This window comes from Hydrogenophaga sp., from assembly GCF_022844385.1.
Classification (GTDB): Bacteria; Pseudomonadota; Gammaproteobacteria; order Burkholderiales; family Burkholderiaceae_C; genus Hydrogenophaga.
In genome coordinates this window covers 1-26,599 of the sequence record NZ_JALHLX010000032.1, presented here as the reverse complement: position 1 = coordinate 26,599, position 26,599 = coordinate 1, and the positions used below count along the sequence as shown (strand labels likewise).

The following is a 26,599-nucleotide window of genomic DNA, read 5'->3' as shown; positions in this document are numbered from 1 at the left end:
ACAACCTGCTGTGCGGTTCACGCAACCACCTGCGTGCGTTCAACCTGGCGCTGGAGGCCGTCGGCGGTGTCTACGATCAGCCGCAGTTCCTGACCATGGCCGAATGGACGGCGATCGCCAGCTCTCCCCAGGAGCGCTGCGGCGGTTGATCCGGCCCACGGCCGGCATGTGCCGTGGCGACCCGGGCGCTGGCCAAGCCACAACTGAGACAATGGCGCCCGTGCTCAACATCCTGCTCGTCACATTTCCGTTCTTTGCCCTCGTGCTGGCCGGATTTGTGGCTGCGCGGCGCGGCATGTTGCCGCTGGACGCGATCCCGGGGCTCAACGGCTTCGTGCTGTACTTTGCGCTGCCTTGCCTGCTCTACCGCTTCGGCTCCACCACACCGATCGCCGAACTGCTGGATGCGTCGGTGGTGGGTGTGTACCTGCTGTGTGGCTTGGTGATGGTGGCTTTTGCGGTGGTCATGACCCTGAACGCACGCATCCGCTGGAACGACGCATCGATCGGCGCCCTGGTGGCTGCTTTCCCCAACACCGGGTTCATGGGCGTGCCTTTGCTGGCCGCGCTGCTGGGTCCGCAGGTGGCGGGCACGGTGATCCTCACGATCCTGGTCGACTTGGTGATCACCAGTTCGCTGTGCATTGCGCTTTCGCGCCTGGACGATGCCCAGGGCCACGGCGGGCAGGCCATGCTGGACGCGGGCAAGAAGGCGCTGCGCGGCGTGGTGGCCAACCCCATGCCCTGGTCCATCATCCTGGGTGCAGCGGCTTCGGCCTATGCCTTCACCTTGCCCAAGCCGGTCGAGCAGACCGTGTGGCTGCTGGCCGACGCAGCCTCGCCGGTGGCGCTGTTCACCATCGGCGCTGTGCTGGCGCGCGCGCAGATGCGGTCGAACCATCCCATGCCGCTGTCGGACTATGTGCCTGTGGTGCTGATGAAGCTGCTGTTGCATCCGCTGCTGGTGCTGGCAGTGGGCACCGGGGCGATGCAGCTCGGCGTGCCGCTCTCGCCCGCGGCGCTCACGGTGATGGTGCTGGTGGCGGCCTTGCCCAGCGCGAGCAATGTGTCGCTGCTGGCCGAGCGGTTCGGCGCGGACAACGGGCGCATCGCCCGCATCATCCTGGTGACCACTGTGGCTGCCTTCTTCACGTTCTCGGCGGCCGTGTCCCTGGTGAGCTGAGGCGTCTGCCTTCAGTTTTTCGCCGCAAGGGCCGATACACATGGCAACACACCGACTGTTGCCCGGTTGAAATCCCAGCCGGCCACGCGCACGGAGAACACCATGATCCTGGCCCCGATGCCCCACAACGAGATGCAACGCCTGCAGGCGCTGCGAGAGCTGCTGATCCTGGACACGGCACCCGAGGAGCGCTTTGATCGCATCTCCGCATTCGCCGCCAAGGAGTTCGATGTGCCGATCGCGCTGGTCTCGCTGGTGGACCGGGACCGGCAGTGGTTCAAGTCAAGCTTCGGCATGGATTTGTGCGAGACGCCGCGTGACATTTCCTTCTGTGGTCATGCGGTGAACATGTCCGAGACGCTGGTGGTTCACGACGCCTTGAAGGACCAGCGCTTTGCAGACAACCCCATGGTGATCGGCCAACCGTACGTGCGGTTTTATGCCGGGGCCCTGTTGCGCCTGCCCTATGGCCAGATCGTCGGTACTTTCTGCATCATGGACCGGCGTCCCCGGGTATTCGACAAGCTGGATGTGGCGATCCTGGGCGGACTGCGAGACCTCGTGGTTGAGGAGATGTTCCGCCGCGAAGAGGCCCTGACGTGACCGCAGCGATCGGTGCTCTCTCGGTCAATGTCCTGCTCATCGAGCCCGATGGGCTCGTGCGCAGCACGGTGGCCAGTGTGTGTCGTGAACTGCAGATCGTGCGCATGCACCAGGCGACCAGCCTGGCCATGGGCAAACAGTGGTTGCAGACCTGGAAGGCCGACGGACTGATGCTGTCCCTGGCCGATCCCGATGCGGCGCTGGACCTGTTGAGCCGACTGCGTGCGCGGGAATTTCAGTGCGAAGCCGGCATCCCGGTGGCGGTGATGGCAACCGCCTGCGACGCCGCCATGCTCAAGCGGCTGAAGGAGCTGGAAGTCCGTCGGTTCCTGTTGCAGCCATTCAAGTTGCGCGACGTGATCCAGACGGTCGAGCAACTGTGGCCAGCCGAGGAAAAGATCGTCGCCTGAGGGGCTGGCGCTTCAGATCACCAGCGGATCCACGTCCACCGCAAAGCGCACCAGCCCGCGCGCCTCAGGCAGGCTGCGGGTTTGCAGCAGCACCGGTTGCCACGCAGTCAAAAAACGCTGCAGCGCGCCGCGCGAGGCGGCTTCCACCAGCAGCTGGGCGCGCTCCACATTGGCCACACGCTGGATGGTCAGCGGCACCGCCGGGTAGAGCGTCACGTCTTCAAAGTGCGGCAGGCCCACGGCGGCCTGCGCTGCGGCATTCAGGTAAGCCTGGGCCGCCTGCTGGGTGCGGGCGTCGGCGCGCAGCAGGGCCTGGTGGCCATAGGGCGGCATGCCGGCGCTCAGCCGCTCGGTCAGCTGGGTGGTGGCGAACGCGGGGAAGTCGTGCTGTTTGAGCGAGGCAAACAAGGGGTGCTGCGGGTACCAGGTCTGCACCCACATTTCACTCGTCGCGCTCTGGGCTGCATCGCGCCCGGCGCGGCCTGCCGCCTGCATGAGCAGCGCAAACAGGCGCTCGGGCGCCCGGTAGTCGCTGGCGAACAGGCCCGAGTCGGCGTTGATGCTGGCCACCAGCGTGATGCGGCGGAAGTCGTGACCCTTGGCGATCATCTGCGTGCCCACCAGCACATCCACCTCGCCGCTGTGCATGGTGGCCAGTTGCACCTCCAGGCTGCCCTTGAGGCGGGTGGAGTCGGCGTCCATGCGCGCCACGCGCGCGGGTCCACCGTCGGGGCGTTTCACATCGGCCAGCAAGCCAGCGAGTTGTTCTTCCACCTGCTCGGTGCCGCGGCCCACGGGGGCAACGTCGAGGTTGCCGCAGTCGGGGCAGGCGCGTGGCACGCGTTCGGTGAAGCCGCAGTGGTGGCAGCGCAGCGTGCGGTCGAGCTTGTGGAACACGCGGTAGGCGCTGCAGTGCGGGCAGGCGCTCTTCCAGCCGCAGTCGTGGCAGGCCAGCACCGGGGCATAGCCGCGCCGGTTCAGCAGCACCAGGCACTGTTCGCCGCGTTCGATGCGCTCGGCCATGGCGGCGATCAGTGGGGGCGCGAGCACCGCGCCCTTGGGCTGGTGGTTCATGTCGACCAGCCGAAGGCGCGGCAGCGCGCCACCACCGATGCGCGCCGGCATGGCCAGCCGCAGGTAGCGGCCCTGGTCGGCCGCGTGCCAGCTCTCCAGCGAAGGCGTGGCCGAGCCCAGCACCACCTGGCAGCGCGCGTTCGCCTCCAATGCCTCCGACTCCACCTTGCCCCGGTACACCGCCAGGTCCCGCGCCGAATAACGCGCGCCTTCCTGGCTCTTGTAGCTCGGGTCGTGCTCCTCATCCACGACGATCAGGCGCAGCCCCGGCAGGCTGGCCAGCACGGCCATGCGCGTGCCCAGCACGATGCGCGCCTGCCCGGTGTGCGCTGCGAGCCAGCTGGACAGGCGCTGCGCCGGCGTCATGCCGCTGTGCAGGCAGACCACCGCACCGGCGCCGCACAAGGGTTCGAAGCGTTCGCGAAAGCGCGCCTCCAGCTGCGGCGTGAGGTTGATCTCCGGCACCATCACCAGCACCTGCGCCTCTGCCTGAGAGAACAGCGCGCGCTGCGTGGCCTGCAAATAGACCTCGGTTTTGCCGCTGCCGGTGGCGCCGAACAACAGCACCGGCGCCTTCGCGTCGGCCAGTGCGTCCAGCGCCTGGCGTTGTTCGTCGCTGAGGTCGTGGCCAGCGGCCACATCGCCGGCTGGACCCGGCCCGTCTGCGCTGGCCTGGGCGCGGCGCTTGAGCCGGCGCGCCAGCTGCACGTTGCTCAGGTCGCGCAGTTGCGGTGGCAAGGCGGCCAGGGCCACCTCGCCCAGGCTGCGCTGGTAATACTGGGCAGCAAACCTGACGAGCTGGCGCCAGCGGTCGTTGAGCGGCGGCAGGCCTTCGAGCACGCCGGCCACCGCCTTGGTTTTCGCTTCGGTGAGGCCCTCGGGCGGGGTGGTCGCGCAATCCCACACCACACCGAGCACCTCGCGCGCGCCCAGCGGCACCCGCACCAGCGTGCCGGGCCGGAGCAACAGCTCACTTCGGTAGGTCAGGCTCGCGCCCACCCCGCTGTGGGCCGGGGTGGCCACCACGACGCTGGGCCAGAAAGCCATGCTTAGCGGTTCTTCCTCAGTTGAACTGTCGGAGTCCGGTGTAAGTCGTTGATTTGGCTCAGCATCGGGACATATCCAGATTTTCTGTGGATAACTTTGTTGATAGCTTCATTTTCCGGTGCCACAGCCCTTGAGAATCAAGGGTTTGCTTAAACTGCCTTCAAAAAAAGCAGATTGCAAAAACGATATGAATCAACAACTTACGGAGTAAATGCCAGGAGCATTTTGCTGTTGATGGGCTTCACGCCCTATGGCGCACCGCAGCACAAAATTTGTGCATAAGTGGAGCTTGTCAAGCGCATTTTTCGGCAATTTTTGTGTTAATGGCCCGTTGCAACCCAGGATATGACGGACTCATGACGCCTTTCGGACTACCTGAAAACCCCTGGGTCCTTCGCCGTATCCCGCGGCCGAATCGCGGTTGAAGCTTCCAAAAGGGGAGCAACGCGCGGGCGGAGGTGGCGTGTGTTTCAGGCTGTGCGCAAGCGTCTGGAATGCGAATGCACCGCGTCCACCAGCGCCGTCACATGTTCCGGCGGCGTGTACTGGCTGATGCCGTGACCCAGGTTGAAGATGTGGGTGGCGCCGGTGCCGGGACCCTGGTGGGGTGCGCCAAAACTCTCGAGCACACGCGCCACTTCGGCGTCGATCTGCCCGGGCTGGGCAAACAGCACGTTGGGGTCGATGTTGCCCTGCAGCGCCTTGCCTTGCGGGCCTTCGCCGACCTGCGCGCGCGCTTTGGCCAGATTCACGGTCCAGTCCAGGCCGAGGGCGTGGCAGTCCAGGGTCTTCATGTCGTCGAGCCACAGACCGCCGCCCTTGGTGAACACGATGCGCGGAATCACCACGCCCTCGTGCTCGCGCTTGAGCTGGGCCAGCACACGCTTGGTGTAGGTCAGGCTGAAGTCCTGGAAGTTGCCGTCGGCCAGCACGCCACCCCAGCTGTCGAACACCATCACGGCCTGTGCGCCGGCGTCGATTTGTGCGTTGAGGTAGGCCGCCACCGCGTCGGCGTTGATGGCCAGGATGCGGTGCATCAGGTCGGGGCGGCTGTACATGAGGGTCTTGACCGCGCGGTAGTCGTCCGAGCCACCGCCTTCCACCATGTAGCAGGCCAGTGTCCAGGGGCTGCCCGAGAAGCCGATCAGCGGCACGCGGCCGTTCAAGGCCTTGCGGATCGAGGTGACCGCGTCGAACACGTAACGCAGCTTCTCCATGTCGGGCACGGCCAGCGTGTCCACGTCGGCTTCGGTGCGCACGGTCTTCGCAAACTTCGGGCCTTCGCCGAGCGCGAACGACAGGCCCAAGCCCATGGCGTCGGGCACGGTGAGGATGTCGCTGAACAGAATGGCCGCATCCAGCGCATAGCGCTCCAGCGGCTGCAGCGTGACTTCGGTGGCGTAGTCCACGTTGGTCGCCAGCCCCATGAAGCTGCCGGCCTTCGCGCGCGTGGCGCAGTACTCGGGCAAATAACGACCCGCCTGGCGCATGAGCCACACGGGGGTGTGGTCGGTGGACTGGCGCAGGCAGGCGCGAATGAAGGTGTCGTTCTGCAGGGGGGCAAAGGGCATGGGGCGTCCGGCGGGGTTGGCTGCGATGCCGGCCATTATCCGGGCTGCACCGCCGTGCGCTGAACGTGGGTGACAAGGCCCCTGTGCAGCGAGCCAGCCGCCGGGCCGCCCCAAGGCAGGCTCAGCCCCCTTGGGGGGCAGCGGACCACGCGCAGCGGGGGAGCGTGGGGGCCTGGGGACCAGCGTTCAGGCTGACTGGTACTTGATGCTGCAGCCGTAGGCGCGGCTGTTCGCCACGCTCAACGGCTTGCCGGCCTTGATTTCCGCCATGGCCTGGCGCACGTAGTTGGTGGCCTTGGGGATGTCGTCCACCCGGGCCGAGGCGATGCTGTCGATGCCGCCGGCGTACACCAGCACGCCCTGCGCGTTGACGATGTACATGTGCGGCGTGACGCGGGCCGCATAGGCCTGGCCGATCTTGCCGTCTTCGTCCATCAGCGTGGCTGTGGGGCTGGCTTTCTGCTCGGTCATCCAGCGGCCGAGCTGGGCGGGTGTCATGTAGTCGCCGCTGTCGTCGCGCGTGGAGTTGATGGCCAGCCACACGCCGCCCTGGTCCGCGACTTCCTTTTGCAGGGCCTGCATGTTGCCCTGGTAGTGCTTCTTCACGAACGGGCAGCCCGGGTTGTTCCACTCCAGCACCACCGGCTTGCCTTTGAACTGGGACAGCTTCACAGGTTTGCCCGCGGTGTCCATCAAGGTGAAATCGGGCGCAGCCTGGCCCACGGTGGCGGCCTGGGCGGTGGCGGGCAGCAGCAGGCTGGCAAACGGTGACAGGGCGGCGAGGGCGATGACGGGGCGGCGTTGCATGGGGATGACTCCTGATGACGGGACGATGAAGGCGAATGCACAGGCTCAGAGCCTGGACAGCGCCGCGCGAACCTCCTCCACACTCAACACTTCGGACAGCACCTGGGGTGCCTGTCCATTCTTGTAAATCGCATACACCGGCACGCCGTTGCGGCCCAGCGTGGCCAGCGCGGCGGTTACGTCCGGGTCGCGGCGCGTCCAGTCGGCGCGCAGCAGGGCCACGTTTTTGCCGGCCATGTCGCCGAGCACGGCGGCGTCGGCCAGCGTGGTGCGCTTGTTGTACTGACAGGTCACGCACCAGGCGGCGGTGAAATCAACAAACACCGGACGGCCTTCGGCCACCAGCGCGGCCTGAGTTTCAGGGCTCCAGGGCTGCCAGCTCACGCCGGCCTGCGAGGTCGCAACGGCCTGACCGGGCGTGGACTCCTGCAGGCGCGTCACGTTGGGGCCGACCGCCCAGCCCAGCCAGACCAGGCCGGCGAGCGACACAACAGACAAGGCCGCGCGGCTCCTGCCCCGCAGGCCGAGCGACCAGACCAGCAGCGCCAGCACCACCAGCAGCATGAGCAAGCCGGCCGCGCCGTCGATGCCGCTTTGCTGCCCCAGTACCCACAAGAGCCAGACCACGGTGGCGAACATCGGGAAGGCCATGCCGCGGCGGAAGGTGTCCATCCACGCGCCGGGGCGGGGCAGGGCGCGCGCCACAGCGGGAATCCAGCTGGCGGCCAGGTACGGCAAGGCCATGCCCACGCCCAGCACGGCAAACACGGCCAGCGCCTGCGTGGCCGGCAGGCCGATGGCCAGGCCCAGCGAAGCACCCATGAACGGCGCGGTGCAGGGTGACGCGATGGCCGTGGCCAGCACGCCGGTGAGGAAGGCATCCACCGTCGGGTTTTTGGCCTGCAGGCTGGCCAGGCGGCTGGGCAGCACGTTGCCGAACTCGAACAGGCCGGCCAGGTTCAGGCCGATCAGCGTGAACAGCACGGCCAGACCCGCGACCACGGCCGGGCTCTGCAACTGGAAGCCCCAGCCGAGTTGTTCACCGGCGGCGCGCAGGCCCAGCAGCAAGGCGCCGAGCGCCACAAAAGAGAGCACCACACCTGCGGTGTAGGCCAGGCCGTTGGCGCGGTGGGCCGGGCGGTCGTTGGCGTGTTTGGCAAACGCCATGACCTTGATGGCGAGCACCGGGAACACGCAAGGCATGAGGTTGAGGATCAGGCCGCCGAGCAAGGCGCCCAACAAGGCGGCGCCCAGTGTGAGCGAACTGGCGCTGCTCACCGGCGCGGCGGCGCGCGCGGCGTTGGCGTCGAGCGCGGCCTGCAAGGCGTCGGGCACGGCGGCCGGCAGCGGTGCCACGGCGGGCCAGGCGCCCTGCACCGGCACGTCCAGCCGTGCACCGGCGAGGCCGGGGCCTTGGCCGGGCGGGTTGGCCTCGGCCACCACCACCGTGAGCTGCGTGGGGCTTTCGCTGCGGTGCGGTGAGAGCGGCACGCGCGCGGTCCAACGCCCACCGTCCCAGGCCTGGGTCCAGGGCGACCCGGGTTCGATCAGGCCTGTGGTTTCGGGGTAGAACTCCAGGGTCTTGCCGCGCCAGACGGCGGGCAGGTCGGTCAGCGATACGTTGAGAAATCCGTCCTCGGGCTGCAACTGGCTGCCGGCGGCGGGCTGGTCCTTGGGCGCGGCTTCAAAGCTGGCTGCGAACGCAGCACCGTTGCTGCCGGTGGAGCCGTTCACCGGGATGCTCAGCGTGAAGTTGCCTTCTTCGGGGATGCATTCCTTGCGGCAGACCAGCCACGCGGCGTAGAGCTGCACGTTGATGGCGTCGCCCTTGAACTCAGGCCCCACGGTCAGCGGCACCGGCAGCACCACAGAACCGTCGTAGCCGTAGTTGGCCAGGTTGCCGATCGGGAACTTGCGCGGTGTGGGCCAGGCGATCTCGCCAGCGCTCACACCGGTCGGCAACGTCCAGCGCAGTTCGGTGGGCAGGCCGGAGTCGCCGGCGTTTTTCCAGTAGGTGTGCCACTCGGGTGCGTGGGTGAGCTGCAGGCCGACCCAGACCGTCTGGCCCGGCCCGGCACCGTCGGGCGCGTGCGCCACGATCTCGGCGCGGGCCTGGTCGCTCTGCACCACGGTCGCGCTGGCGGCTGGGCCACCCAGCAAGCCTTGTGCGGCCACTCCCAGGGGCAGGGCAGCGGCGAGCAGCCAGGCGCCGAGCAGGCGGAAGACGGCAGAAGGGTGGAGAGCTTGGGTTGGCGGCATCGGGCGTGACGGTGGAACGGCGATCGGTGTGAGCCGCAGGGCCGGCCCAAGTTCCTCAGGAAGGCCGCTGCGGTGGCTTTTGAATATAAGTCAGCGCTGTTTTTCTGTCTTGCCGCGCTCGACCAGTCCACCGTCGCTTCACAGCCCGGCACCAATTGTGTAAAACCCCGTTGGGAACAGGCCGGGCCTGCATGGAGGTGTGCATGGGATCGATCGTGGAACGCGCGCTGCTGCCCTGGGCGCAGCGCATGAAAACCCGGGTGAACCTGCCGGTTCGCCTGAGTTGGGGGGAGCGCGGCGCTTCATCGCTGGCGCTGGGCGACTTTGACCAGCCGCAGGTGGAGATCCGGGTGCGCGACGCCTCCGCCCTGCCGTTGCTCATCGACCCGGGGCTGGACACGCTCGGCCAGGCCTACGTGGAAGGCCTGATCGATGTCGAGGGCTCGGTGCCCGACATCCTGGCGGTCGCGCACGGCCTGGCTGCGAACGCGCAACCCGAGGGCGGCCTGCTGGGCCGCCTGCGCCGCCGCTTTGGCCACACGCGCGAGAGCGACAGCGAAGCCATCCAGTACCACTATGACGTCTCCAACGACTTCTACGCCCAGTGGCTGGGCGAAGGCATGGTGTATTCCTGCGGCTACTTCGAGCGGGGCGACGAAACGCTGGGCGAGGCGCAGACGAACAAGATCGACCACATCCTGACCAAGATCCAGCTTCAACCAGGCCAGCGCCTGCTCGACATCGGTTGCGGCTGGGGCGCGCTGGTGCTGCGCGCAGCGAAGCACTACGGCGCGCGGTGTGTGGGCGTGACGCTGTCGCAAAACCAGTTCGACCTGGCGCGCGAACGGGTGCGCGCCGCAGGGCTGCAAGACCGCGTCGAGATCCGCCTGCAGGATTACCGCGACGTGAGCGACGGCCCGTTCGACCGCATCACCAGCGTCGGCATGTTTGAACACGTGGGGCTGGACAACCTGGTGCCCTACTTCACCCGCATCCGCGCGCTGCTCAAGCCGGATGGCTGGGCCATGAACCACGGCATCACCAGCACCGACGCGTATGACGGGGAAACGCGTCACGGCGGCGGCCATTTCATTGACCGCTACGTTTTCCCGCGCGGCGAGGTGCCGCACATCAGCACCGTCTTGCGCACCTTGCAGGAAGGTGGGCTGGAGGCCTTCGACGTGGAAAACCTGCGGCGTCACTACATGCGCACCACGCAACTCTGGAGCCAGGCCTTCGAAGGGAACACGGCGCAGATCAAGCCGCTGGTGGACGAGAAGCGCTGGCGCATCTGGCGCATTTACCTGGCGGGTTGCGCCTGGGCGTTCGAGCATGACGAGGTGGCGATCTACCAGGTGCTGTGCCGCGCGGCCGGGCAAAGCGCCACCGGCTTGCCCTGGTCGCGCCACTGGATGTATGCCGACCGTAAGATCGGCGCATGACAAGCCTCCACCGCTTCTGGTCCGACCTCACCACCGCCGACTTCGCCTCGCTCGACAAGGCACGCACCATCGCTGTGCTGCCCGTGGCTGCGATCGAACAGCACGGCCCGCACCTGCCGCTCTCGGTGGACACCGACATCGCCAACGGTGTGGTGGCCGCGAGCCTGCCGCACATCGCACCCGATCTGCCTGCACTTTTTCTGCCCACACAGACGGTGGGCTACTCGCCCGAACACACGGCCTTTGGCGGCACGCTCACGCTCAAGGCCGAAACCTTGCTGCGTCTGTGGACTGAAATCGGCGAATGCGTGGCGGCCAGCGGCGTGAAGAAGCTGGTGCTCTTCAACACGCACGGCGGACAAGTGGGGCTGCTGGACGTGGTCGCGCGCGACCTGCGCGCGCGCCTGGGGCTGCTGGTCTACAGCGTGAACTGGTTTCACCTGCCGTTGCTGGACGCCGAGGGCCGAGACCTGAATGCGATGTTCAGCGCCGATGAACATCGCTTCGGCATCCACGGCGGCGAGATCGAGACCTCGCTGATGCTGGCCATCGCACCGGCGCGGGTGCGGATGGAGCATGCGACGAACTTCGCATCGAAGTCGCAAGACCGCGCCGGCCAGTTCAGCATTCTGGGCAACGGCAAGAGCGCCAAACTGGGCTGGCAGATGCAGGACTACAACGCCCACGGCGCGGTGGGCAACGCCGCAGCGGCAACGGCCGAGAAGGGCCACGCGGTGCTGGCGGCGGCGGGGCGGTCGCTGGCGCGTTTGTTGAGCGAGATCGATCAGTTGCCGGCGGACACCTTGTCCGATGCCACGGCGTTCAAACCGAAGGCCTGAAACACCGGGTCATGCATAGGTGACCCAGGACTTGTAGTCCTGGTGGTCCAGATGCGGCAAGGTGTTGTAGGTCAGCAGCGTGTGCCGCTTGGGGTTGAACTGGAACTCGGTCACCGCGCTGTTGCGGATGCGCAGGTTCAGCTCGATCGTGGCCTCGGGGCTCAGGCCCAGCACATGGCCCACCGCTGTGGAGATGGGCCCTCCGCTGGAGACCAGCAAGACGCTCTGCCCATGGTGCTTCGAACGCACATGGTCCAACGCGCTGCTGACACCGTGCACGAACTCGGTGTAGCTCGGCATGCCCTGAGGGCTGACGGTGCCCGCCATCCACTGGGTGAGGCCGTCGCGCAGCAGGCGGAAGTGGTGACGGTAGAGCTCGGGAGCCTCTTCGGCACTGCGCGGTTTCTGCAACGGGTGCGGATGGATCGCCCGGATCACGGCCTCGCTGTCGTATTCGTTGAGCCCGGGCCAGGCCAGCGGCTCGTGGCTCAGTTGCGCACCCTCGGCGATCCCGGCCCATGTCTGGGCGTGGCGTTTGAGCGTGCCGGTGATGACGGCGTCGAACACCACACCGCGCTCGGCCCAATACTCGCCCAGGCGGCGGCTTTGGCGCTGGCCCATCTCGCTGAGCTGGTCGTAGTCGTCGGCACCAAACGAGGCCTGGCCGTGGCGCACAAGGTAGAGCGTTCCCATGAGCGGCATTCTGGGACAGCGGCTTGGCGACGCTTTGTCCCGGCAGCGACTGGGCGCACTCCGCGCAGTCGCGCAGGCGTCTGTGGCCCGGCGCGATGATCCGAACACCGGGGTTTTTCGGGTGCTGATCGGTCGTCTGCGGCGAAGGCGCTGTGCTTCAATCTTTGGGTATGTTGGCCCTGCTCCCCCCCATGTTGATTGACCTGCCCACACTGCTGGCCTTGCGGGTGGGCATCGACGTTTTGATCGCGCTGGCCTTCTGGGCCCAGATGCGGCGATACCCAGCCATTGGCGGCCCGGGCTGGTGGTCGGTGTCGGCGCTGCTGAGCATCGTGGGCTCGGTCATGCTGCTGTCGCGCGGCGGCTTGCCCGACGCGCTGACCTTTCCCCTGGGCAACACCGCGCTGATGGTCAGCGCGCTGTGCGCGTGGATGGGCTTTCGCAGCTACGTCGGCATGCCCCGGCCCTTGCTGCCCATCCTGGCCGCCGGCCTGGCGTTCTTCTGCGCCACGCTGTATTTCCTGATCGCGTGGGATGTGCTGGCCGTGCGCCAGGGTGTCTTCACTGCTTCGGTGATGGCGATCACCGTGTTGTGCTTTGTCGATATCCAGCGTGCCGATCCGCAAGGCCGTGTGCCGGAGATGCAGGCGCTCAAGTGGCTCACGGCGGTCGAGTTCCTGGGCGTGCTGGGCTTTGCCGTGGCGCTGAAGGTCGGACTCTGGTCGCAGGCCGACGTGACGCCGCCGTTCATCTTCTTCTTCCTGCTCACCAAACTGTTGCGCGTGGTGTTGTACGGCGCGCTGGTGTCGTACCGTTTGCGCATCGACGGTGACAAGGCCCGCCAGGGGTTGTTGCAGCGCGAAGCCGATTCGCGCGCCCTGATCGACAACCTCAGCGCGGGTGTGGTCGTGTTCCGGCCCGACCACACCTTGTCGAGCATCAACGCCGCCGCCCGGCGCTTCCTGGGCTGGAGCGAAGGCGGCGCCAACCGTGCCTTGCCCGAGCCTTCACCACAAGGCTGGCGCCTGTTGCGCGACGATGGCCAGCCCATGCGCCGTCACGAGGTGCCGTTCGAACGGGTGCTGGCCACCGGGCAACCGGTGCGCAGTGTGGTGGTCGGCATGCCGCAGGGCGAGGGCACGGGCGTGAACTGGGCCCTGTGCAACGCCCACCCCGAGAACAATCCGCTCGGCGGTCTGCGCCATGTGGTGCTGACCTTCATCGACATCACCCCGCTCAAAACTGCACAGGCCCAGCAAAGGCACCTGCAGGCGCAGCTGGCGCAGTCGCAGAAGATGGAAGCGCTGGGCACGCTGGCCGGTGGTGTGGCGCACGACTTCAACAACATCCTCGCAGCCATCCTGGGCAATGCCGATCTGGCCCGCCAGGACCTGCCGGAACACGCAACGTCGCGCGAGAGCCTGCACGAGATCAGCAGCGCAGCACGTCGCGGGCGTGAGCTGGTGCGCCAGATCCTGGCCTTCAGCCGCCAGCAGCCCGTGGAGCGCACGCGGGTGAACATGTGCAGCGTGCTCGCGGAGTCGTGCACGCTGCTGCGCGGGGCCTTGCCGCTCCAGGTGGAGCTGTTGCAGTCCTGCTCGCCCGCCACCCTGGCCATCGAGGCCGATGCCACCCAGATCGGGCAGGTGCTGGTCAACCTGTGCACCAACGCCATCCACGCGCTGGATGGACGACCCGGGCGCATCGAATGCCGGATCGACAGCCTGCCCAACACCTCACTGGCGTTGCCGCCCGAGTTCGCCCAGACCTGTGCCCAGCTCGGGGTGGGCGTGGCCCGCCTGCGCGTGAGCGACAACGGCAGCGGCATGGACGCCACCGTGCGCAACCGGATTTTTGAGCCCTTCTTCACCACCAAGGCGGTGGGCCAGGGCACCGGGCTGGGCCTGCCGGTGGTGCTGGGCGTGGTGCAGGTGCACGGGGGCGCGATCGAGGTCGACTCCGAGCCCGGCCGCGGCACCACCTTCACCCTGTATTTCCCCATGGCTCCCGACATACCCGCCAGCCTGGCCGGGGTATCCGGTTCGCCCATTGCCAGCGAACCCGGCACAATGAACTTCACTCCGACACTGGCCCCATCCGACATCAGCCCATCCCGACTCAGTGCCATGGCAGACGATTCCTCCGCGCCCCCCCACCACATCCTGTACCTGGACGATGACGACACGCTGGTGTTTCTGGTGCGTCGTTTGCTGGAGCGTCGCGGCTACCGCGTCACGGCCTTCACATCGCAGACGCAAGCCATCGACGCGTTGCGCGCCGACCCTGAGGGTTTCCAGCTGCTGCTGACCGACTTCAACATGCCCGGCATGTCGGGCCTGGAAGTGGCCAAGGCGGCGCTGGAGATCAATCCCCACCTGCCGGTGGCTGTGGCGTCGGGCTACATCACCGACGAACTGCAGGCCGAGGCCAAGGCCGCCGGTGTGCGCGAGGTGGTGTTCAAGACCGATGCGGTGGAAGCCTTCTGCGAAGTGGTGGCGCGGCTGGTTCGCTCAGAACCGGTCTGATCGCTTCAGAACAGTGGCGAGCATGTCACTGTCCACGTTGCCCCCACACAGGGTGGTGCCCACCACCCGGCCCTTGAGCGAAGCCCGCTCCTGCCACGCCGCCGCAAAACTCGCGGCGCCCGCACCTTCGGCCACGTTGTGCGTGTCGGCAAACAACATGCGCATGGCCTCGGCCACCTCGGTATCGGTTACCTGCACGATGTGATCGAGGTGCGGTGCCAGCACGTCGAGTGCGGCCTGGTCGGCCACGCGGCAGGCCATGCCGTCGGCCAGCACAGTCGTGACCGGTGAGGCCACCACGCGGCCGGCGGCCAGCGAGTCGGCGTAGGTGGTGGCGTGCGCGCTGATCACGCCCACGATGCGGACCGGGTGACCCAGCGCGAGCTTGGCGGCGATGGCCGAACACGCGCCCGAGCCCTGGCCCACCGGCACGTAAACCACGTCCATCTGCGGCACGGCGCGAAAGAACTCCCACCAGGCGGTGCTCACGCCGCGCAGCAGGTCGGTGTGGAAACTCGGCACCATGTGTGCGTCGCGCTCGGCCGCCAGTGCCATCGCGTGTTCGCGGCTGTCCTGGAAGTCGTCGCCGTGTTCGATCAAGCTCGCACCCAAGGCCCGCATGGCGGCATTTTTCTCCACCGAATTGCCGCGCGGCACGACGATGGTGCAGGCCACACCGTGCAGGCGCGCCGCCCAGGCGATGCTCTGACCGTGGTTGCCGCGCGTGGCGCTCATCACCTCGCGCGGCAGCTCGCCGCGTTGCCGGAGCTGATCGAAGTAGGTGAGGCCGCCGCGGATCTTGAACGCGCCCACCGGCGTGTGGTTCTCGTGTTTCACCCAGCAGTCGGTGCCCAGGCGCGCGCTCAGCGTGGCCCAGCGGTATTGCGGCGTGGCCTGGAACGAACCGTAGACCACCTCGGCGGCGGCTTCGATGTCGGTGAGCGTGGGCAGGTGGGCGGTCATGGGGGTGAGAGCAGGGTGAGGCGGCCACGGGCCGGGGTGTCGAGTTCGGCCGCGAGACTGGCGGGGCCGCCGTGGCCGTCCGTCACGCTCAGGGCTTCCAGGCCGAGGGCCTGCAGTGCCGCGCGCAGACCCGCCGCACCGGCGTGCCGCAGCCGCAACTGGCGCAAGGTGATGCCGCTGGCCGGCATGTGTTGCGTGGGGTGCGCCGAGCCCCACTGGATGAGCGTGGGCAGCACCCCGTTGAACAGCCGCTGGCCGTCGTCGCGCACGCTGATGCGCCATTGCAGCAGGCCATGCGGCGTTTCGCGCGAAGCGCTGACCACCGGACCGCGCTGTATACCGATGGCTTGCAGGGCCAGCAGTGCGGCATCAATGTCGGGCACGCTGGCCACCCAGTGCACCAGCTGCGGTCCGTCTTGCGCCAGCCGCGCCTGCAGCGCCGCATCGTCCAGATCGAACCAGCGCTTGTACCCGGCGCCGCGCGTGGGCGTGGCGTCGGGGTTGATGGCGATGATCTCCAGATACGGCGGCTTGTCGCTGCCGTCGTCGAGCTTGAGCAGGCGGTTGTGTGTGCTGAACAAGGGGTGTTCGCCGCCGGGGCCAGGCGTCACGCCGAGTGTGGCTTCGCACCAGGCCACGCCTTCTTCGAGCGTGCGCGCAGCCACCACCAGGTGGTCGATGCGCGGCGTCACAGCACCACCTGACCGCTGATGCAGGTGACCGATGCGCCGCCGACCCAGATGGTGCCGCCGGCATCGCGCTCAATGTGCACACGCCCGGCGCGTCCCATGGCCGTGCCTTGCGCGGCCACGTAACGGCCGGGCGCCAGGCCCGCACCGATGAGCCATTGCGCCACCGCTGCGTTGAGACTGCCGGTCACCGGGTCTTCACTCAGCGTGTCGTGCGTGTGGAAGAAGGCGCGCACTTCAAACGCCGTGTCCGCGCCCGCGGGCTGCGGCGCGACCACGCCGATGTCCAGCCCGGCGAGCACGGCGGCGTTCGGCTTCAGGGCCAGCACCTGCGCGGCGGTGCGCAGCATCACGCTACGCCAGGGCGGACCGTTCTCGCACCAGGCGTGCGCCACGATGTCCTCGCGCGGGATGCCCAGACCGCGCGCGATCAGCGTCACATCACCCTCTTCGAGCGGGCCGCTGCGGCGCAAAGGCGGTGCCGCAAACGCCAGCCTGGCGTCATCGCGTTTGATGCGCACCAGACCCACGCCACATTCCTGCACCACATGTTCGCCGCGCGGCTGGCTGCCGGCCTGCAACCAGGCGTGGCAGGTGCCCAGCGTGGGGTGGCCGGCGAACGGCAGTTCACGCCCCGGGCAGAAGATGCGCACGCGGTAATCAGCCTCGGCATTTGTGGGTGGCAACACGAAGGTGCATTCCGAGAGGTTGGTCCAGTCGGTGAAGCGCTGCATGGCCTCGGTGGAGAGGCCGCTGCCGTCGAGCACCACGGCCAGCGGGTTGCCGAAATACGGCGTGTCGGTGAACACGTCGACTTGTTGAAATGCGCGGGAGGTCATGAGAGGTTCCGTTTCAGGACAAAGGCAGGTCGAGCACACCGCGGCTCGCGGGCATCGCGAGCCAGCCGGCGTACCAGCGTTCGAGGTGCGGCCACGGTGGGCGCGCCTGCGGCAGGCCCCACCAGCGGTGCACCTCGCAGGCGATCGGGATATCGGCCATGGTGAGCGCGCTACCAGCCATGAAGGCCTGGCGCGACAGGTGGGTGTCAAGCATCGTGAACAGCGGCTCGGTGGCCGCCACCGATTGCGCGATCACGCCGGCGTCGCGCTGCGTGGGGGCCACGCGTATCCACTGCTTGAAGCCGGGGCTGCCTGCGGGGTTGAGCGTGGTCTGCTGCCAGTCCATCCAACGTTCGGCGTTGAAGCGTTGTTGCAGATCGGTGGGGTAGAGCTTGCCCTCGCGGGCGCAGAGGTACCTGACGATCGCGTTCGATTCCCACAGCGTGAAGTCACCGTCGCGCAGCAGCGGCACCAGGCCATTGGGGTTGTTCGAGCGGAAGTCGGGCGTGTCCACCACGCCAAACGCCAGCCCCGCGTCGCTGCGCGGCAGCTCGACGCCGAGCACCTGCGCGCACAACACGACCTTGCGCACATTGATTGAGCTCAGCCGTCCCCACAGGTGCAGCATGTTCAGGCGCCGTGTTGTTCGCGGATGGCGCGCGCCAGGGCCGCAATGCCCACGCCCATCTGCTCCACCGTGGCGGTGACAAAACTCAGCCGCAAGGTGCGCGGGTCGGCGTGGTCGGCGTAGAAGGCGCTGCCGGGCACGAAGGCCACCCCGTGCTCAACCGCCTTGGGCAGCAGCTCGGTGGCGTTCATGCCCTCGGGCAGACGCACCCAGAGGAACATGCCGCCGTCGGGTTCGTTCCACTGCACGTCCAGGCCCGCCATCTCGGTGCGCAGCGCGCTGAGCATCGCGTGGCACTGGCGCTTGTACAGCGCGCGGATGGTGGGCACATGCCGGTCCAGAAAACCGTCCTTGAGCACCTCGGCCACCACGCGCTGGTTGAAGCTGGGGCTGTGCAGGTCGGCGGCCTGTTTGGCTTGCAGCAGCTTGGGGTAGATGCTGGCGGGGGCCACCATGAAGCCCAGACGCAAGCCGGGCGCGAGGATCTTGGAGAACGAGCCGAGGTAAATGCAGCCCTCGGGGTTGAGTGCGGTCAGCGGTGTGGGCGGCGGCTGGTCGAACCACAGGTCGCCGTAGGGGTTGTCTTCCACCAGCGGCAGGCCCACGCGAGCGGCCGCGGCCACCAGCGCCTGACGACGCTCCAAGCCCATGCTGCGCCCGGTCGGGTTCTGAAAGTTGGGCAACACGTAGAGGAAACGCGGCGCGGCGACCGGGCTGCTGGCGGGGTCGAGGTCGAGCGTGAGCAGGCGGCGCCGCTCCATGCTCTCGGGTTGGTCGTCGCCTGCGCCGAGTTGCTGCAGCAAAGCGTCCACGTCCACGCCTCCGGCGTCGCTGGCCACACCTTCGATCTGCGGCTCCATGGGTGCAAACGCCTGCAGCGCGCCGAGGTAGGTGGGTGTTTCCACCAGCACGCGGCTGCCGCTGTCGATCAGCACCTTGGCCACCAGGTCCAGGCCCTGCTGGCTGCCGGTGGTGATGAGCACCTGCGCCGGATCCACCGCCCAGGGCAGGCTGGCCGCAACCCACTCGCGCAGCGGGCCGTAGCCTTCACTGGCTGCGTACTGCAACGCGCTGCGACCGTCCTCGGTCAGCACGCGGTCGCAGGCTTCGCGCATGGCTTCGATCGGGAAGGTGACGGGCGAGGGCAGGCCACCGGCGAAGCTGATGATGCCCGGGCGCTCGGTGAGTTTGAGCAGCTCGCGGATCACCGAAGGGTTCATGCGCTCGGCGCGGCGTGCGAGGGTCCAGGGGGTTGGCGATGAGGTGGGCAGGTCGTTGGGCTTCATGGCGTTCTCCGTTCAAATCCGTGGGGCGTGTGTGGTGGCGTGGACCGGCATTTTCTTGCCAATGAAGACGGTGGCGATCACGGCCGCGGCAAAGCCCAGTGTGACCGCGTCCAGCCGCTCGCCGAGCAGCGGCACGGCAAACAGCATGCCGAGGAAGGGCTGCACCAGCTGCACCTGGCTCACGCGCACAGTGCCGCCCAGGGCGAGACCCCGGTACCAGGCAAAGAAGCCCAGCCACATGGAAAACACGGCGGTGTAGGCAAAGCCCCACCAGGCCGAGGCCTGCAGCGCCGCCTGGGGGCGGGTGAAGGCAGCGATGGGCAAGGTTAGGGGCAGCGCCATGACCAGTGCCCAGCAGATCACGTGTTCGGCGCGCATGTGTTGCGACAGGCGAGCGCCATAGCCGTAGCCCACCGCAGCGCACAGCATGGCCGCCAACAGCAACCCATCGGCCGGGTGGATGTTCAGGCCCGCGCTGCCCGAGCGCAGCACCGCAAAACCCACCACCAGCCCGCTTCCCAGCGCGGCGCAGATCCAGAAACCGGCAGACGGGCGCTGGCGGTGCAGCAGCGCACCCACCGCCGCGGTGGCCAGTGGCAGCACGCCCACGATGACGCTGGCGTGCACCGCTTCCACGTAGCGCATGGCCACCGAGGTGAACAGCGGGAAACCGAACACCACGCCGCCCGCGGTGACGGCCAGGGGCAGCAGGTCCTCGCGCCGGGGCCAGGGCGCACGCGTTGCGATCAGGAAGGCGATCGACAGAAGGGCGGCCACCACCGCCCGCCCGAGGGCCACGAACACGCCCGACATCTGAGGCGCGTCCACCGTGCCCACGGCCAACCGCGTCATGGGCAGGGTGAGAGCGAAGAGCGTCACACCCAGCAGACCGAGCAGCAGGCCTTTGTTGGCGGGCTGGTCAAGCCAGCGTGGCGTGGCGAGCGTTTTGGTGTTCATACCGTGAGCATCCAGAGGGCCGTGGCCGCCAGCACGGCCGCCAGCACCCGGTTGAACCAGGCCAGCCGCCTCCCTTGCGTGAGCCACTCGCGCAGCAATGAGCCAGCCACCGCGTAGGTGAAGTTGCTGATGAAGGCGAAGAACACCATCACCCCGCAAATGATGGCCAACCGCTCACCGGGGTTGGTGGCGGGTTGCCCGCTCGCGTTGACGACCCAGCCCGCGGTGAGCGTGAGCGCGAGCATCCAGGCTTTGATGTTGAGGAACTGCAAGCCCACACCCTGCAGGAAGGTGACGTTGAGGCGCGAGGCGTCCACGTCGGACAGCCTGGCCGCGCCAGCGAGTTTCCAGGCCAGCCACAGCATGTAGACCACGCCCAGCAGCTTAACGCCCCAGCGCAGCGTCGGCACACCCATCACCAGCGCACCCAGCCCGAGGCCGCAGGCCAGCATGAGCAGCGTCCAGCCTGTGGGCACGGCGATGCAGAAGCGCAGGGCGCGTTTCAATCCCAGGTTGGCCGCGAGTGCCGTGGACAGCGTGGTGTTCGGCCCCGGCGAAAAACTCATCGCGGTGCAGAACAGCAGCAGGGCGGTCAACTCGGTGGCGCTCATGGGCAAGGGGGCCTGGGGGTTGTTGGTGCGGGACGATCAATGTAATCTTTGCCCCAATACACCACCAATACAGTTCTACAGCGCAGTTGGAGAACTGTGGTGGTCGTGTCAACAGTACAGACCGATGCTCAAGGATGATCCTGCCATGCTGATGAAGACCTCCACGCAGTCCCTGACCGAGCAACTCGCGGCGCGTTTTGCCGACCGCATCCGCAGCCGCCTGCTGGCGCCCGGCGCGCGCCTGCCGTCGGTGCGCCAGTGCGCAGAACAGCACAGCGTGAGCACGGCCACCGTGGTGGCGGCGTATGACCAGTTGCTGGCACAGGGCCTGGTGCACGCGCGCAAGAACCGGGGCTTTTTTGTGCGCGAAATGTCCACCGCGCGCGGCGAGGGCTCGGCCACCGAGAGCAAGGCGTCGGCACGCGTCGGCGCATCGCCCATCAACGCCACCGCGCTCATTCGAGGCATGTTCCACAAGGTCAGCAACAAGCCGCACCCCGGCATGGGGGTGTTCCCGCCGGACTGGCTGGAATCCACCTTCATGCCGGCTGCGGTGCGCAAGGTCACGAGCACGCGTGCCTTGCAGGACTTTTCACTCCAGTACGGCGAGCCGCTGGGCGACAGCGGCCTGCGCCGCGTGCTGGCGCAAAAACTCGGCACGCTGAGCATCCACACCGAGCCCGACCACATCATCACCACCGTGGGCGCCACGCACGCGCTGGACATCGTGAGCCGCACGCTGCTGCGCGCGGGCGACCCGGTGATGGTGGAGGAGCCGGGCTGGGCGGTGGAGTTCGCGCGCCTGGCCGCGCTCGGCATGCGCATCCTGCCGGTGCCGCGGCGTGCCGACGGGCCCGACCTGGAGGTGATGGCCAAATACTGCGAGGTGCACAAGCCCAAGCTGTACGTGAGCGTGAGCGTGTTCCACAACCCCACCGGCTACTGCCTCTCGCCCGGTGGTGCGCACCGCCTGCTGCAGCTGGCCAACCAGCACAACTTCCACATCGTCGAAGACGACACCTACAGCCACATCGCGCCCGAACACGCCACGCGCCTGAGCGCGCTGGATGGCCTGCAGCGCACGATCTACGTGAGCGGCTTTGCCAAGATCCTCGCGCCCAACTGGCGCATTGGCTATTTGGCCGCACCGCCCGCGCTGGTGGAGCCGCTGCTGGACACCAAGCTGCTGAGCACGTTGACCACGCCCGCGCTGCTGGAAAAGGCGCTGGCCCTGTGCATCGAACAAGGCCAGTTGCGCCGCCACGCCGAGCGCATCCGCACCCGCCTGGACGCGGCGCGGGCCCGCAGTGTGAAACTGGCGCTCGCAGCGGGCTGCACCTTTGCCGCCGAGCCAGTGGGCCTGTTTGGCTGGGTCGATACCGGCGTGGACACCGACGCGCTGGCGCAGCGCATGCTCGACGAGGGCTACCTGATCGCACCCGGCGCCTTGTTCCATGCGGCGCGTGCACCGAGCACGCTGATGCGCATCAACTTCACCACCACGCAGGACGCCGCGTTCTGGCGCGTGTTCGGCCGGCTCACCCGGGGCGAACGGGCCGCTGCTCAGTAGGTGGTGGCCGGTGGGTCGGTGCTGCCGAAGAGGTCGGCGCCCTCGGCGTTGAGGATGCGCGCCAGGATGCGGTCGATCTTTCGCGCTTCCGCCCGCATCAGCGGCAGCGCCCGGCCAAACAGGCTCCAGTCGCCTGCGCGCGCCGCCAGCTCCAGTCCCTTGGCCAGGCGCGCGCCGCGCTCGGCGGTCATGCTGCCCAGCGAGCCCTTGAGACCGTGCGCGTGCGCCACCGCGGCCGCAGCGTCGCGAGCCGCCAGTGCCCGTTCCATGTCCTCCAGCCGGGACGCCAGGTCGCTGCGCATGGCCATGGCCAGTTGCTGCAAGGTTTCTTCGTCGCCATCGAGGCGCCGGCGCAGTTTTTCGACATCCAGTGCCTGCGGCGATGCTGCGGGTTGGCTGGCGTCCGGAGCAGCGGTCCGGTCGGTTGTGACCTCGACCGACATATCCGGCGTCCGTCCGGAGGCCAGCATCTCCAGCACCCGGTCCATTTCGCGCATCAGGGCCTGCGGGCTTACCGGCTTGGGTGTGTAGCCGTCCATGCCCGCAGAGAGGCAGTTTTCGCGGTCGCCCGGCATGGCGTTGGCCGTCACCGCCACGATCGGGGTGCGCTTGAGTCGGCGCCGGGCCTCCGCCTCGCGGATCAGTTGTGTGGCCTGCAGACCGCTCATGCCCGGCATCTGCACGTCCATGAGCACCAGGTCGATGCCGCCTTGTTCCCACTGCGCCACGGCTTGCGCGCCACCGCGCGCCACACGCACGATGCAGCCCAGGCGCAGCAGCAGCTGGCGCAACATCATTTCATTGACCGGGTGGTCTTCGGCCAGCAGCACCACCATGCCGGCGTAGCGCGGACCCGCATCGGCGATTTCCAGCAGTTCCATCGGTGCGCTCAAGGGCCCACTGTTGTCCACCGGGGCTTCCTGCAACGGCAGCGTGAGCGTGAAAGTGCTTCCTTGGCCGAGTTCGCTATGCAGATCAATGCTGCCGCCCATCAGGCCGGCCAGGCGCGCACAAATGGCCAGGCCCAGACCGCTGCCACCGTAGCGGCGTGCGGTGGAGGCATCGGCCTGCGTGAAGGCTTCAAAGATGGTGGTCTGCTGCTTGCGGCCGATGCCCACGCCGCTGTCCTGCACCTTGAGTTGCAGCCATGGTTGCTGCTGGCCTTTCGAAGTCGGGTAGGACACCATGACGTCGATGCGGCCGTTTCGCGGAGTGAACTTGATCGCGTTGGAGAGCAGGTTGCCTACCACCTGGCCCAGCCGGCCCGGGTCGCCCATCACCCACTGCGGCAGATCGTGACGCAACACGAGCTGGAAGTTCAGCGGTTTGGCCCGGGCCTGCTCGGCATAAGGGCCGACCGCCTCTCGCAGGGTACGGTGCAGGTCGAAGCGTGAGTGTTCGATGTCCAGCTTGCCCGCTTCGATGCGTGACAGGTCCAGGATGTCGTTGAGCAGGTTCAGCAGCGAATGCGCCGAGCTGTCCATGAGCGAGAGCCAGCTCGCCTGCTCGGCGCTCAGCGGCGAGTCCATGAGCATGCGGGTGAGTCCCATCAGCGCATTGAGCGGCGTGCGAACCTCGTGGCTGATGTTGGCCAGGAACTCGCTCTTGGCCCGACTCGCCTGCTCGGCCAGTTCCCGGGCCCGCGCGCCGTCTTGCTCGATGCGTTTGCGCTCGCCGATGTCGGCCAGCGTGCCCATGAGCCGCAGCGGTTCTCCCTTGGGGTCGTGTTCGGCCACCATGCCGTGGGTCTCGACCCACATCCAGCCAGTCGCCGTGCGCACGCGGTGCTGCACCACCGCCCGCTGCTCGCGGCCCTCCAGCAGGGCGCGCATGGCAGTCTTGATGCCAGGTACATCGTCCGGATGCACCCGAGCCTGCAAGTCCGTGACCTCCCAGTAGGCGTCCCTGCCAATGTCGCCTATCAGCTCACCCCAGCGAGCACTCAGGAACACGTGCCGATAGGGCAGCTGCCAGTCCCACAAAGCCAGTCCTGCGGCGTCCACCGCGATTTGGAGCCGGTCGCGGGTCTCGTCCAGTGCGTCCTCCGCCAGCAGTCGGCTGTTGGATTCTCGGTGGATCGAAGTGCGGAGCCGATCGAGCTCCCGGTTCTGCCGTTCGATCTCGCCCAGCAGCTGTTGAGCACGCGCCTTCTCCTGCGCCAGCTCATTGAGGGCGCACTGAAGATCCAGTGCCAGGCGGTCAGGTGTCATGTGCTATCGAGAGGTTGGGTGCAGGCTCGACGCACACTGAAAATGCCTCAGCTTGCGCCCAGCATCTCCCAGCGCTCCATTGCTTGAAGCCATTCAGCTTCAATATCGGCATGGCGTGCTCCCAATTGAGCCGCCCGGGCAGGGTCGCTGCCGAACAGCCGGCCTTCATCCAGTTCGCCATCGATCGCTGCTTGTTCAGCTTCAAGTTCTGCAATGCGCTTGGGAAGAGCTTCGAGTTCTCGTTGCTCTTTGTAGCTGAGTTTCTTCTTGCTGGCGACCGGGCCAGGCGCGGAGGTCGTGGCAGCGGTCTGAGCGGTTTTCCCAACGGGCGAAGCCGGCGCAGCGTCGCGCTCGCGTTGCAAGGCTTCCGAACGGGCCGACTGTGTCATCCAGTCCTGCACATCACCCACGTACTCGCGCCAGCGGCCTTCGCCCTCGAACACCAGCGTGCTCGTGACCACGTTGTCGAGGAATCGCCGGTCGTGGCTCACCAGGAACACAGTGCCTTCGTATTGCTGGAGCAGGTCTTCGAGCAGTTCCAGTGTGTCGATGTCCAGATCGTTGGTCGGCTCGTCCAGCACCAGGACGTTCGCCGGGCGCGCAAACAGGCGCGCCAGCAGCAAACGGTTGCGCTCACCACCCGAGAGCGTTCGCACGGGCGCGTTGGCCCGTGCTGGCGAAAACAGGAAATCGCTCAGGTAGCTCTTCACGTGCGTCCGCTTGTTCCCGATCTCGATCCACTCGCTGCCCGGGCTGATGAAGTCCTCCAGCGTGGCGTCCAGATCCAGCTGGTCGCGCATCTGGTCGAAATACGCCACGCTGACCTTGCTGCCCTGGCGCACCGAGCCACCGGTGGGCAGCAGTTCACCCAGGATGATCTTGAGCAACGTCGTCTTGCCCGCGCCGTTGGGGCCAATCAAGCCAATCTTGTCGCCGCGCAGGATGGTCGCCGAGAAGTCGCGAACAACCGTGCGCAGGCCACCGTCCGCGGTCGGGAACGATTGCGTCACCTTGTCCAGTTCAGCCACGATCTTGCCGCTGGAACTTCCGCTGGCCACTTCCAGCTTCACACTGCCCAAGGCGTCACGACGCTGTGCCCGCTGCTCGCGCAAACGCTCCAGGCGCGTGATACGACCTTGCGCACGCGTGCGCCGCGCCTCCACGCCTTTGCGGATCCACACTTCTTCCTGGGCCAGCAGCTTGTCAGCGCGAGCACTGATCACCGCTTCTTGCGCCATCTGCTCTTCTTTCAGGAGTTGGTACTGCGCAAAGTTGCCCGGGTAGCTCAGCAGCCGTCCGCGGTCCAGCTCCACCATGCGCGTGGCCACGCGGTCCAGAAACGCCCGGTCGTGGCTGATCGTCACGAGGCTGCCCTTGTATTCCAGCATCAGGTCTTCCAGCCAGGTGATGCTGTCCAGATCCAGGTGGTTGGTGGGTTCGTCAAGCAGCAGAACGTCGGGCCGGCTTACGAGCGCCTGGGCCAGCGCCACGCGTTTCTTGTTGCCGCCCGACAGCTCACCCACTTTCACATCGCCTTCCAGGTGCAGGCGGTGCAGCGTCTCTTCCACCCGTTGTTCCCAGTTCCAGGCGTCCAGTGCTTCGATGCGGTTCTGCAGCGCATCAAGGTCAAGGCCGTCGGCGCCACTCAAATACAGATCGCGAGCCGCACGAGCATCGGCCAGGCCCACGCTGGCCGCCTCAAACACAGTGGATTGCAGGTCGAGAATGGGTTCCTGGGGAACGTATGCGATGCGCAAGCCCGTCTGCACCTGCAGGGTCCCGTCGTCGGGCTTCTCCAGAGATGCCAGTATCTTGAGCAGAGAGGACTTGCCCGTCCCGTTGCGTCCGATCAGGCCAACCCGCTCTTGGGATTCCAGAGCAAAGTCGGTGTGATCGAGGAGCGCTACATGGCCGTAGGCCAACTGCGCGTTCTGAAGGGTGATGAGTGCCATGCAAAGCCCGAGACAAAAGAGCCGCGATTATCCCTGCCACCCAAGGAGTGCGCTGGAGGCCTGCCTATATTGAAGGAGTGCCAGGAGACGCATGCTCATACAGGGAGCGTCACGCTCGTGTGCGGGCGTGCCAAGCCTCACTGCGCCGAGTTTCTTCAAAACTTTTTTCAGTACGTTTGACGAGAGTCCAAAATCTGGCATATACTGCAAGGCTCCGCTGAACACAGCAGCCATCCACCGGAAGGCCAAAGAAGACAGAGGGAGACGCAGCGAAAGCAGCGCGAAAAGATCAAATAAAAAATCTGATTTTTTGACAGCGCAGCAAAAACTGATGTATACTACGAGGCTCAGCTGATCGCAGCTAAGCAAGCAGACGAAGATGGTGAAAGCCGCTGAATCTGCCGGATCATTAAAAATACACAGCCGATAAGCGTGGGCGTT

The 26,599-nt window shown here is 67.0% G+C and carries 22 protein-coding genes; 7 read left to right on the top strand and 15 right to left on the bottom strand.

What is annotated here, in order from left to right:
* The first annotated feature begins 220 nt into the window (after window positions 1–220).
* The 3 genes from Q0C59_RS08430 (at window position 221) to Q0C59_RS08420 (ending at window position 2,196) form a co-directional block, all read left to right on the top strand.
* Window positions 221–1,183 carry an AEC family transporter gene (locus Q0C59_RS08430; RefSeq protein ID WP_291214055.1) on the top strand — a complete coding sequence of 321 codons (963 nt, stop codon included), beginning with the start codon at window positions 221–223 and terminating at the stop codon, window positions 1,181–1,183.
* 102 nt (window positions 1,184–1,285) lie between these two features.
* On the top strand, window positions 1,286–1,786 hold the full coding sequence (locus Q0C59_RS08425) for a GAF domain-containing protein (RefSeq protein WP_291214053.1): 501 nt from the start codon (window positions 1,286–1,288) through the stop codon (window positions 1,784–1,786).
* Complete coding sequence (locus Q0C59_RS08420; protein WP_291214051.1) at window positions 1,783–2,196, top strand: hypothetical protein; 414 nt, start codon at window positions 1,783–1,785, stop codon at window positions 2,194–2,196. Before Q0C59_RS08425 ends, Q0C59_RS08420 begins: the two co-directional genes overlap by 4 nt.
* A 12-nt stretch (window positions 2,197–2,208) precedes the next feature.
* Here Q0C59_RS08420 and priA read toward each other — a convergent pair whose 3' ends face one another.
* The 4 genes from priA to Q0C59_RS08400 all read right to left on the bottom strand — a co-directional run bounded on the left by priA (window position 2,209) and on the right by Q0C59_RS08400 (window position 8,954).
* On the bottom strand, window positions 2,209–4,317 hold the full coding sequence (gene priA / locus Q0C59_RS08415; protein WP_291214049.1) for a primosomal protein N': 2,109 nt from the start codon (window positions 4,315–4,317) through the stop codon (window positions 2,209–2,211).
* 470 nt (window positions 4,318–4,787) lie between these two features.
* Window positions 4,788–5,888 carry a uroporphyrinogen decarboxylase gene (gene hemE / locus Q0C59_RS08410; RefSeq protein ID WP_291214047.1) on the bottom strand — a complete coding sequence of 367 codons (1,101 nt, stop codon included), beginning with the start codon at window positions 5,886–5,888 and terminating at the stop codon, window positions 4,788–4,790.
* Between the two features lie 186 nt (window positions 5,889–6,074).
* A complete protein-coding gene (locus Q0C59_RS08405; RefSeq protein WP_291214045.1) occupies window positions 6,075–6,695 on the bottom strand; it encodes a thioredoxin family protein in 621 nt (206 codons plus the stop codon).
* A 45-nt stretch (window positions 6,696–6,740) separates the two neighbouring features.
* Window positions 6,741–8,954 (bottom strand): protein-disulfide reductase DsbD, encoded by a 2,214-nt coding sequence (locus tag Q0C59_RS08400; protein WP_291214042.1) that lies wholly within the window; start codon window positions 8,952–8,954, stop codon window positions 6,741–6,743.
* Window positions 8,955–9,157: 203 nt separating this feature from the next.
* Here Q0C59_RS08400 and Q0C59_RS08395 point away from each other — a divergent pair, with 203 nt between their 5' ends.
* Complete coding sequence (locus Q0C59_RS08395; protein ID WP_291214040.1) at window positions 9,158–10,396, top strand: cyclopropane-fatty-acyl-phospholipid synthase family protein; 1,239 nt, start codon at window positions 9,158–9,160, stop codon at window positions 10,394–10,396.
* Entirely contained in the window at window positions 10,393–11,235 is an 843-nt protein-coding gene (locus Q0C59_RS08390; RefSeq protein ID WP_291214038.1) for a creatininase family protein, read from the top strand. Before Q0C59_RS08395 ends, Q0C59_RS08390 begins: the two co-directional genes overlap by 4 nt.
* A gap of 9 nt (window positions 11,236–11,244) precedes the next feature.
* On the opposite strand, the gene Q0C59_RS08385 is transcribed toward Q0C59_RS08390, so the two are convergent.
* Window positions 11,245–11,928, bottom strand: a complete 684-nt coding sequence (locus Q0C59_RS08385; protein ID WP_291214036.1) for a histidine phosphatase family protein — start codon at window positions 11,926–11,928, stop codon at window positions 11,245–11,247.
* A 191-nt stretch (window positions 11,929–12,119) separates the two neighbouring features.
* Between Q0C59_RS08385 and Q0C59_RS08380 the strand changes: the two genes are divergently transcribed.
* Entirely contained in the window at window positions 12,120–14,453 is a 2,334-nt protein-coding gene (locus tag Q0C59_RS08380) for an ATP-binding protein (RefSeq protein ID WP_291214034.1), read from the top strand.
* Here Q0C59_RS08380 and Q0C59_RS08375 read toward each other — a convergent pair.
* Genes Q0C59_RS08375 through Q0C59_RS08345 form a run of 7 tightly spaced genes read right to left on the bottom strand, consistent with a single transcriptional unit; the run spans window position 14,439 to window position 20,426 of the window.
* Entirely contained in the window at window positions 14,439–15,416 is a 978-nt protein-coding gene (locus tag Q0C59_RS08375; protein WP_291214032.1) for a threonine dehydratase, read from the bottom strand. The two genes, Q0C59_RS08380 and Q0C59_RS08375, sit on opposite strands and share 15 nt — an antisense overlap.
* Window positions 15,413–16,108, bottom strand: coding sequence for a VOC family protein (locus Q0C59_RS08370; RefSeq protein ID WP_291214030.1), 696 nt, complete (start codon window positions 16,106–16,108; stop codon window positions 15,413–15,415). Before Q0C59_RS08370 ends, Q0C59_RS08375 begins: the two co-directional genes overlap by 4 nt.
* Window positions 16,105–16,944 carry a PhzF family phenazine biosynthesis protein gene (locus tag Q0C59_RS08365; RefSeq protein WP_291214028.1) on the bottom strand — a complete coding sequence of 280 codons (840 nt, stop codon included), beginning with the start codon at window positions 16,942–16,944 and terminating at the stop codon, window positions 16,105–16,107. The genes Q0C59_RS08370 and Q0C59_RS08365 overlap by 4 nt, the downstream gene beginning before the upstream one ends.
* A gap of 13 nt (window positions 16,945–16,957) precedes the next feature.
* Complete coding sequence (locus Q0C59_RS08360) at window positions 16,958–17,572, bottom strand: glutathione S-transferase (protein WP_291214026.1); 615 nt, start codon at window positions 17,570–17,572, stop codon at window positions 16,958–16,960.
* Between the two features lie 2 nt (window positions 17,573–17,574).
* On the bottom strand, window positions 17,575–18,858 hold the full coding sequence (locus tag Q0C59_RS08355; protein ID WP_291214024.1) for a PLP-dependent aminotransferase family protein: 1,284 nt from the start codon (window positions 18,856–18,858) through the stop codon (window positions 17,575–17,577).
* Window positions 18,859–18,870: 12 nt separating this feature from the next.
* Entirely contained in the window at window positions 18,871–19,815 is a 945-nt protein-coding gene (locus Q0C59_RS08350; RefSeq protein ID WP_291214022.1) for a DMT family transporter, read from the bottom strand.
* Window positions 19,812–20,426 (bottom strand): LysE family translocator, encoded by a 615-nt coding sequence (locus Q0C59_RS08345; RefSeq protein ID WP_291214020.1) that lies wholly within the window; start codon window positions 20,424–20,426, stop codon window positions 19,812–19,814. Before Q0C59_RS08345 ends, Q0C59_RS08350 begins: the two co-directional genes overlap by 4 nt.
* A 145-nt stretch (window positions 20,427–20,571) precedes the next feature.
* Between Q0C59_RS08345 and Q0C59_RS08340 the strand changes: the two genes are divergently transcribed.
* Entirely contained in the window at window positions 20,572–21,996 is a 1,425-nt protein-coding gene (locus Q0C59_RS08340) for a PLP-dependent aminotransferase family protein (protein WP_291214018.1), read from the top strand.
* On the opposite strand, the gene Q0C59_RS08335 is transcribed toward Q0C59_RS08340, so the two are convergent.
* From Q0C59_RS08335 to Q0C59_RS08325, 3 genes are all read right to left on the bottom strand, one after another.
* Entirely contained in the window at window positions 21,990–24,206 is a 2,217-nt protein-coding gene (locus Q0C59_RS08335) for an ATP-binding protein (protein ID WP_291214016.1), read from the bottom strand. The two genes, Q0C59_RS08340 and Q0C59_RS08335, sit on opposite strands and share 7 nt — an antisense overlap.
* Window positions 24,207–24,253: 47 nt before the next feature.
* Window positions 24,254–26,158 (bottom strand): ATP-binding cassette domain-containing protein, encoded by a 1,905-nt coding sequence (locus Q0C59_RS08330; RefSeq protein ID WP_291214014.1) that lies wholly within the window; start codon window positions 26,156–26,158, stop codon window positions 24,254–24,256.
* 27 nt (window positions 26,159–26,185) lie between these two features.
* On the bottom strand, window positions 26,186–26,599 hold a 414-nt coding region (locus Q0C59_RS08325), incomplete at its 5' end, for a hypothetical protein (RefSeq protein ID WP_291214012.1).

Coding starts and splice junctions, on each gene's coding strand:
- Q0C59_RS08405 (WP_291214045.1), bottom strand. CDS start 6,695: ATGCAACGCCGCCCCGTCATCGCCCTCGCCGCCCTGTCACCGTTTGCC.
- Q0C59_RS08340 (WP_291214018.1), top strand. CDS start 20,572: ATGCTGATGAAGACCTCCACGCAGTCCCTGACCGAGCAACTCGCGGCG.
- Q0C59_RS08355 (WP_291214024.1), bottom strand. CDS start 18,858: ATGAAGCCCAACGACCTGCCCACCTCATCGCCAACCCCCTGGACCCTC.
- Q0C59_RS08360 (WP_291214026.1), bottom strand. CDS start 17,572: ATGCTGCACCTGTGGGGACGGCTGAGCTCAATCAATGTGCGCAAGGTC.
- Q0C59_RS08400 (WP_291214042.1), bottom strand. CDS start 8,954: ATGCCGCCAACCCAAGCTCTCCACCCTTCTGCCGTCTTCCGCCTGCTC.
- Q0C59_RS08395 (WP_291214040.1), top strand. CDS start 9,158: ATGGGATCGATCGTGGAACGCGCGCTGCTGCCCTGGGCGCAGCGCATG.
- Q0C59_RS08330 (WP_291214014.1), bottom strand. CDS start 26,158: ATGGCACTCATCACCCTTCAGAACGCGCAGTTGGCCTACGGCCATGTA.
- Q0C59_RS08350 (WP_291214022.1), bottom strand. CDS start 19,815: ATGAACACCAAAACGCTCGCCACGCCACGCTGGCTTGACCAGCCCGCC.
- priA (WP_291214049.1), bottom strand. CDS start 4,317: ATGGCTTTCTGGCCCAGCGTCGTGGTGGCCACCCCGGCCCACAGCGGG.
- Q0C59_RS08365 (WP_291214028.1), bottom strand. CDS start 16,944: ATGACCTCCCGCGCATTTCAACAAGTCGACGTGTTCACCGACACGCCG.
- Q0C59_RS08390 (WP_291214038.1), top strand. CDS start 10,393: ATGACAAGCCTCCACCGCTTCTGGTCCGACCTCACCACCGCCGACTTC.
- Q0C59_RS08375 (WP_291214032.1), bottom strand. CDS start 15,416: ATGACCGCCCACCTGCCCACGCTCACCGACATCGAAGCCGCCGCCGAG.
- Q0C59_RS08385 (WP_291214036.1), bottom strand. CDS start 11,928: ATGGGAACGCTCTACCTTGTGCGCCACGGCCAGGCCTCGTTTGGTGCC.
- Q0C59_RS08335 (WP_291214016.1), bottom strand. CDS start 24,206: ATGACACCTGACCGCCTGGCACTGGATCTTCAGTGCGCCCTCAATGAG.
- Q0C59_RS08425 (WP_291214053.1), top strand. CDS start 1,286: ATGATCCTGGCCCCGATGCCCCACAACGAGATGCAACGCCTGCAGGCG.
- hemE (WP_291214047.1), bottom strand. CDS start 5,888: ATGCCCTTTGCCCCCCTGCAGAACGACACCTTCATTCGCGCCTGCCTG.
- Q0C59_RS08345 (WP_291214020.1), bottom strand. CDS start 20,426: ATGAGCGCCACCGAGTTGACCGCCCTGCTGCTGTTCTGCACCGCGATG.
- Q0C59_RS08380 (WP_291214034.1), top strand. CDS start 12,120: ATGTTGATTGACCTGCCCACACTGCTGGCCTTGCGGGTGGGCATCGAC.